Origin of the sequence: Sulfuricaulis sp. (assembly GCF_041499725.1) — a bacterium.
Taxonomy (GTDB): domain Bacteria; phylum Pseudomonadota; class Gammaproteobacteria; order Acidiferrobacterales; family Sulfurifustaceae; genus Sulfuricaulis.
Map to the genome: position 1 here is coordinate 22,322 of NZ_JBGQKW010000029.1, position 6,527 is coordinate 28,848.

The following is a 6,527-nucleotide window of genomic DNA, read 5'->3' on the forward strand; positions in this document are numbered from 1 at the left end:
CCGCGCGGTTGATCCTGAAAATCCTGTCTGTTCTGTTTCCGGATAAGTTACCGTGAGCAAACCCGTAGACTATATAGTTCAGCCCGGCGGCAAGCTGACCGGAAGAATCCGCGTGCCGGGCGACAAATCCATCTCGCACCGCTCGGTGATGCTCGGCGCGCTCGCCGAAGGCACGACGCGCGTGACCGGCCTGCTCGAAGGCGAAGACGTGCTCTCGACGCTGGGCGCGTTCCGCTCCATGGGAGTGCGCGCCGAGGGACCGGACCACGGCAAGCTGGTCATTCACGGCGTCGGTCTGCGTGGATTGAAAGCCCCGAAACAGGCGCTCGATATGGGCAATTCCGGCACCGCCATGCGGCTCATGGCCGGCATCCTCGCGGGCCAGGCGTTCGACTCGGAACTCGTCGGCGACGCGTCGCTCAGCAAGCGGCCCATGAAGCGCGTGTCCGACCCGCTCGGCGCCATGGGCGCGGCGGTCGCCACCGCCGCGGTTGGACGCCCGCCGTTGCGGATCGCGGGCGGCCGGAAATTGCACGAGATCGATTACCAGATGCCGGTGGCCAGTGCCCAGGTGAAATCCTGCCTGCTGTTCGCCGGGCTGTATGCCGAGGGCGAGACGTCCGTCACCGAGCCCGCGCCGACGCGCGATCATACCGAACGCATGCTGCGTGGTTTCGGTTATGCCGTGAAGACGGCGGGTGCGCGCGTCAGCCTGCAGGGCGGCGGCCGGCTCAAGGCCTGCGACATCGATGTTCCGGCGGATATTTCTTCGGCGACGTTCTTTCTGGTTGGCGCCAGTATTGCCCCGGGTTCCGATATCGTGCTCGAACATGTCGGCGTCAATCCCACGCGCATCGGCGTGATCAACATCCTCAAGCTCATGGGTGCGAATCTGGAATTGCTGAATCCGCGCGAAGCGGGCGGTGAACCGGTGGCCGATATCCGCGTGCGCGCGGCCAACTTGCGTGGCATTCGCATCCCCGAGGATCAGGTGCCGTTAGCCATCGACGAATTCCCGGCGCTGTTTGTCGCCGCCGCCTGCGCGCAGGGTGAAACCGTACTGACCGGCGCGCACGAGCTGCGCGTGAAGGAATCGGATCGCATCGCGGTGATGGCCCAGGGCCTGAAACATCTCGGCATCGCCGCGCGTGAAACGCCGGATGGCATCGTCATTCAGGGCGGCCGTTTGCAGGGCGGGGAGATCGACAGCCACGGTGATCACCGCATCGCGATGTCGTTCGCCATGGCCGCGCTGCGTGCCGCTGGCCCCATCACGGTACGCGACTGCAAAAACGTGGATACCTCGTTCCCGGGCTTCATCGAGCTTGCCGCGCGCGCCGGACTTCTTATACGACATAATTAAAGATGTTTAACCGCCAAGGACGCCAAGGACGCCAAGAGCGCCAAGAGTGGTAAAGATCAAAATCGTTTATATTGTTTTCTTGGAGTCCTTGGCGGTTCAAGATATTTCATTCAAGAGAATAACGTGTCTACTAAAGTACCAGTACTAACCATCGACGGTCCGAGCGGCTCCGGCAAGGGGACGGTCGGGCAACTGCTCGCGCAGCGGTTGGGTTGGCATTTTCTCGACAGCGGCGCGCTTTATCGGGCGCTGGGCGTCGCCGCCAACCGGGCGGAAGTCGATCTTGGCGACAAGGCGGCGCTGGCGCGGCTGGCCATGGCCATGGATATCCGTTTCCTGCCCAGGTCTGGCGGGGATGTGGTGGATGTGCGGCTGAATGGCGAGGAAGTAGGCGACCGGTTGCGTACCGAGGAAAGCGGACGGCGGGCGTCGATCCTGGCGGCGATTCCGGATGTCCGTCTGGCATTGTTGCAGAAACAGCACTCTTTTCGTCAGTCCCCCGGGCTGGTGGCGGATGGCCGGGACATGGGCACCGCCGTGTTTCCCGACGCCATACTTAAGGTATATCTCACGGCGAGCCCTGAAGTTCGCGCCGAGAGGCGCTATAAACAGTTGAAGGACAAGGGATTCGATGTTAACCTTCGCCAGCTTTTGGACGAGATCCGTGAGCGCGATACACGCGATGCCGGGCGGGAGGCTTCTCCGCTCAAGCCGGCGATTGATGCGTGTATCCTGGATACCTCTCAGCTCGACATTTCCGGGGTCGTTGAGCGTGTATATGGCCTGCTGCAGGAACGGCAACGGCCGGGGTAGCCATGCCTTTCCAGGGAACGGACAGGACGCCGGGATCTCCACTTACAACCAACCCGAGTAACCAGAGTCGCTACATGACAGCCATGGCCTTCGCTGCCGGCGATCGGAACCAATTTAAACCTATGACCGAAAGTTTCGCGCAATTATTTGAAGAAAGTCTCAATAAAATCCAACTGAAATCCGGTGAGCTGATCACCGGTGAAGTAGTGCACGTGGACGATAACGTGGTGGTGGTGAACGCCGGACTGAAGTCCGAAGCCGTGATCCCCGCCGCTGAATTCCAGGACGCCCGCGGTGAAGTGACCGTCAAGGTCGGCGACCGCGTGGAGGTTGTGATCGAAATGCTGGAAGACGGCACCGGCGAAACCCGTCTGTCGCGCGAGAAAGCCTGCCGCGCCAAGGCGTGGGAAGACCTCGAGAAGGCCTTCGAAGTGCAGTCCGTCGTCACCGGCGTCATGACCGGCAAGGTGAAAGGCGGTTACACCGTCGCCATGAACACCATCCGCGCCTTCCTCCCCAGCTCCCTGGTCGATGTCCGTCCCGTGCGCGACCCCAGCTATCTCGAGGGCAAGGAACTCGAATTCAAAGTCATTAAAATCGACCGCAAGCGCAACAACGTGGTGGTCTCGCGCCGCGCCGTGGTCGAGAAGGAAATCTCCGCCGAACGCGAAGCACTGCTGTCAGGTCTGGAAGAGGGCCAGACGGTCAAGGGCGTGGTCAAGAACCTTACCGATTACGGCGCGTTCATCGATCTGGGCGGCATCGATGGCTTGCTGCATATCACCGATCTCGCGTGGAAGCGCGTGAAACATCCGGGCGAAGTGCTCAAGATCGGCGATGAAATCGAAGCCAAGGTGTTGCGTTATGACCGCGAACGCAACCGCGTCTCGCTCGGCCTCAAGCAGCTCGGCGACGATCCATGGGTGGACATCCAGCGCCGTTATCCGGAAGGCACGCGTCTGTTCGGCAAAGTAACGAACATCACCGATTACGGCGCGTTCGTCGAAATCGAGCCGGGCGTGGAAGGCCTGGTGCACGTTTCCGAAATGGACTGGACCAACAAGAACATCCATCCGACCAAGGTCGTGCAGTTGGGCGACGAGGTCGAGGTGATGATTCTCGACATCGACACCGAGCGCCGCCGCATATCGCTGGGCATGAAGCAGTGCCAGCCGAATCCGTGGGAAGAGTTCGCCTCCAATCACAACAAGAACGACAAGATCAGCGGCAAGATCAAATCCATCACCGACTTCGGCATCTTCGTCGGCCTGGAAGGCGGCATCGACGGCCTGATACATCTGTCCGACCTCTCCTGGGCCATGCCGGGCGAAGAGGCCGTGCATAACTACAAGAAGGGCGACGAGATCGAGGCCATGATCCTCGCCGTCGATCCCGAGCGCGAGCGTATTTCGCTCGGCGTGAAGCAACTCGAAGGCGATCCGTTTACGAGCTATGTGACAGCCCATGGCAAGGGTGCCATCGTGAAAGGCACAGTGACGAGCGTCGAAGCCAAAGGCGCGGTCATCAAACTCGCCGACGAGATCGAAGGTTATTTGCGCGCCTCCGATATAGCACGCGACCGTATTGAAGACGCGCGTTCCGCATTGAAGGACGGCGACAGCGTCGAGGCCAAGATCATCACGATCGACCGCAAGAATCGCAAAATCTCGCTCTCCATCCGGGCCAAGGACATGGAGGAAGAGAACGAGGCGGTGCAGGAGTATGCCCGTAAGGGGGGCTCGGCCACCTCTTCCCTGGGTGACAAGCTCAAGGAAAAGCTGGGGGGGCATGACAGTTCCGACGCCTGAAAACCGTCTTCCGGTGGGTAAATGCATCGGTTTTTGCAGGGGTGAGGCGGTGATTCTGGTAGTACCGGCGTGGGGTATCGCCAAGTTTATTTTGGTCGGTAACCCATGAAACTGCTTGAAATCTTTCTACTTATTTTCTATAGGTAGAGTGAGTATGACAAAATCTGAACTGATCAGCCTGCTCGCGGCCAAGCAGCCGCAACTGGACTACCGGGACGTGGAACTGGCGGTCAAGGAACTGCTGGAACAGATGTCCGCCGCGTTGTCCTCGGGCGACCGCATCGAAGTCCGCGGTTTCGGGAGCTTTTCGCTGCATTACCGTCCGCCGCGTACCGGCCGGAATCCCAAGACCGGGGCCGCGGTGCAGGTCCCGGACAAGTTCGTCCCCCATTTCAAACCTGGCAAAGAGCTGAGGGAGCGCGTCAACAACGGTACGGAATGAGTGCTTTCGCTTTGCGCGGGACATGAAACGGCATGTGGGTCACCCATGTCGTTTTTTTATGACCAAAAATAAGACAAACTAGCCGCTGGATCCCGAGGCGCAGGGCGACTCCTTTCCGAGGCGCAGCTCTTTCGAAAGGAGGCGCCGGGTCGCCACAGGAGACGACGTTCTTTGAGTCGCACCGGCTGCCACTGCCGAAAGGGCTTACGCCTCGGACGGTGGCAGCCCCTTCGGAGACGGCGGTAAAGGAGGCATCATGAAGCGGATTTTTTATACGGTTCTGGCAATTCTGGTTCTGCTCATTGGCATCGCTTTTGCCGTTCTGAATAGACAGATAGTGGAGCTTAATTACTATTTCGGGCTGAAGTGGAGCGGACCGCTGTCGATGGCGCTGCTGGCCGCTTTCGCCTTTGGCGTGGTGGCGGGCTATATCGCCAGCCTTCGAACCGTGGTGCGAATGCAGCGGCAACTGGTTCAGGCGCGCAAGGAAATCCGTCAGATCGAGCAGGAAGTCATCAATCTGCGCGCTCTGCCGATTAAAGATGTCATCTAATGAAGGCCTACTTCGTTCGTCTTGCCATAAGACGAGAAGCCATGCTTCGCTCGTCTTGATATATGAATAAAGACCTACTCCGCTTCGCTATGTTCGTCCTGACATAATAATATTTATGAATGCCGTCGATCTGCTGTGGCTGCTGTTACCGCTGGCGGCTGCCTCCGGCTGGCTCGCGGCCCGGTTCGAACAGAAACGTCATGCCCGGCAATCGCTCGATCTGCCTTCGGCCTATTTCAAGGGCCTCAATTTCCTGCTAAACGAACAGCCTGACAAGGCGATCGAAGTTTTCATACGCGTGCTGGAAGTCAATTCGGATACCGTCGAGACGCATCTGGCGCTGGGAAATCTCTTTCGCCGCCGGGGCGAAGTCGAGCGCGCCATCCGCATCCATCAGAACCTGATCGCCCGGCCCACGCTCGACAAGGAGCAACGCAGCCACGCGCTGCTGGAGCTGGGCCAGGACTACCTGAAGGCCGGTCTTTTCGACCGCGCCGAAAATCTTTTCCTCGAGTTGGCTGAAATCCGCGCCCACAGCGAACAGGCGCTGAAGCTCTTGCTGCATATCTATCAGCAGGAAAAAGAATGGGAAAAGGCGATATCCATCACCCGCAAGCTGGCGCGCGTGTCCGGCAAAAACATGGATGAGATGATCGCGCATTTTTACTGCGAACTGGCGGATCAGGACTACGCGCGAAAGAACTATTCCGCCGCCCGCGAGCACCTGAAGCACGCGTTCGCGGCCGATGACAAGTGCGTGCGCGCCAGCATGCTGCTCGGCGATATCGCGGCACAGGAAGGCAAGTACCGCGAGGCGATCGATGACTGGTGCCGAATCGAGGAACAGGACATGCATTATCTCGGCGAGGTAGCCGGGCGAATCGCCGCCGGATTCAAGCAGTTGAACGACGAGCAGGGGCTTTATGAGTATTTCCGGTCTTCGCTGCAGCGGCACGGCGGCGTATCGCTGGCGCTGGCTTTCGCGGACGTCATCAGCGTGCGCGATGGCGTGCCGGCGGCGGAAAAATTCATCGTCGAATGGCTGCGACGCACGCCCAACGTGCATGGACTGCACAAGCTGCTGGAACTGAATCTGGTCAAGGCACCCGACTCGGGACGAAATGATCTGCTGCTGCTGAAAGGCATCATCGAGGGCCTGCGCGCGCAGCATCTCGGCTACGCCTGCGGTCAGTGCGGCTTCAGGGGAAAGGCATTGCATTGGTTATGCCCCGGCTGCAATCGCTGGAACACCATCAAACCGGTACGGGAGGAGTGAATGGGGGATCCGCGTGTCATTGTTGCTCTGGATTTCCCCGACGCTCATGCCGCGCAGACGTTTGCCGCGCGGCTTTCACCCGCGCACTGCCGTGTGAAGGTCGGGATGGAGCTTTTCACGGCGGCCGGCCCCAAGGCGGTGGAGAATCTCGTGTCGCGCGGATTCGATGTGTTTCTCGACCTCAAATATCACGACATCCCGACGACCGTGGCGCGCGCCTGCACCCAGGCGGCCAGCCTGGGCGTCTGGATGCTGAATGTGCATGTCCTGGG

The 6,527-nt window shown here is 59.9% G+C and carries 7 protein-coding genes; all 7 read left to right on the forward strand.

Translation table 11 applies throughout. From position 1 onward, the window contains the following. Positions 1–52: 52 nt before the first annotated feature. Positions 53–1,363, forward strand: coding sequence for a 3-phosphoshikimate 1-carboxyvinyltransferase (gene aroA / locus ACC569_RS06925; RefSeq protein ID WP_372522776.1), 1,311 nt, complete (start codon positions 53–55; stop codon positions 1,361–1,363). Positions 1,364–1,486: 123 nt separating this feature from the next. Continuing rightward, a complete protein-coding gene (gene cmk, locus ACC569_RS06930; RefSeq protein ID WP_372522777.1) occupies positions 1,487–2,176 on the forward strand; it encodes a (d)CMP kinase in 690 nt (229 codons plus the stop codon). A gap of 83 nt (positions 2,177–2,259) precedes the next feature. Next, positions 2,260–3,984, forward strand: coding sequence for a 30S ribosomal protein S1 (rpsA, locus tag ACC569_RS06935; protein WP_372522781.1), 1,725 nt, complete (start codon positions 2,260–2,262; stop codon positions 3,982–3,984). Positions 3,985–4,138: 154 nt separating this feature from the next. Then, on the forward strand, positions 4,139–4,426 hold the full coding sequence (locus ACC569_RS06940; RefSeq protein WP_096360346.1) for an integration host factor subunit beta: 288 nt from the start codon (positions 4,139–4,141) through the stop codon (positions 4,424–4,426). A 256-nt stretch (positions 4,427–4,682) separates the two neighbouring features. Then, a complete protein-coding gene (locus tag ACC569_RS06945) occupies positions 4,683–4,979 on the forward strand; it encodes a lipopolysaccharide assembly LapA domain-containing protein (protein ID WP_372522778.1) in 297 nt (98 codons plus the stop codon). A gap of 115 nt (positions 4,980–5,094) precedes the next feature. Further along, positions 5,095–6,255, forward strand: coding sequence for a lipopolysaccharide assembly protein LapB (lapB, locus tag ACC569_RS06950; protein ID WP_372522779.1), 1,161 nt, complete (start codon positions 5,095–5,097; stop codon positions 6,253–6,255). Next, on the forward strand, positions 6,256–6,527 hold a 272-nt coding region (locus ACC569_RS06955; RefSeq protein ID WP_372522780.1), incomplete at its 3' end, for an orotidine 5'-phosphate decarboxylase / HUMPS family protein.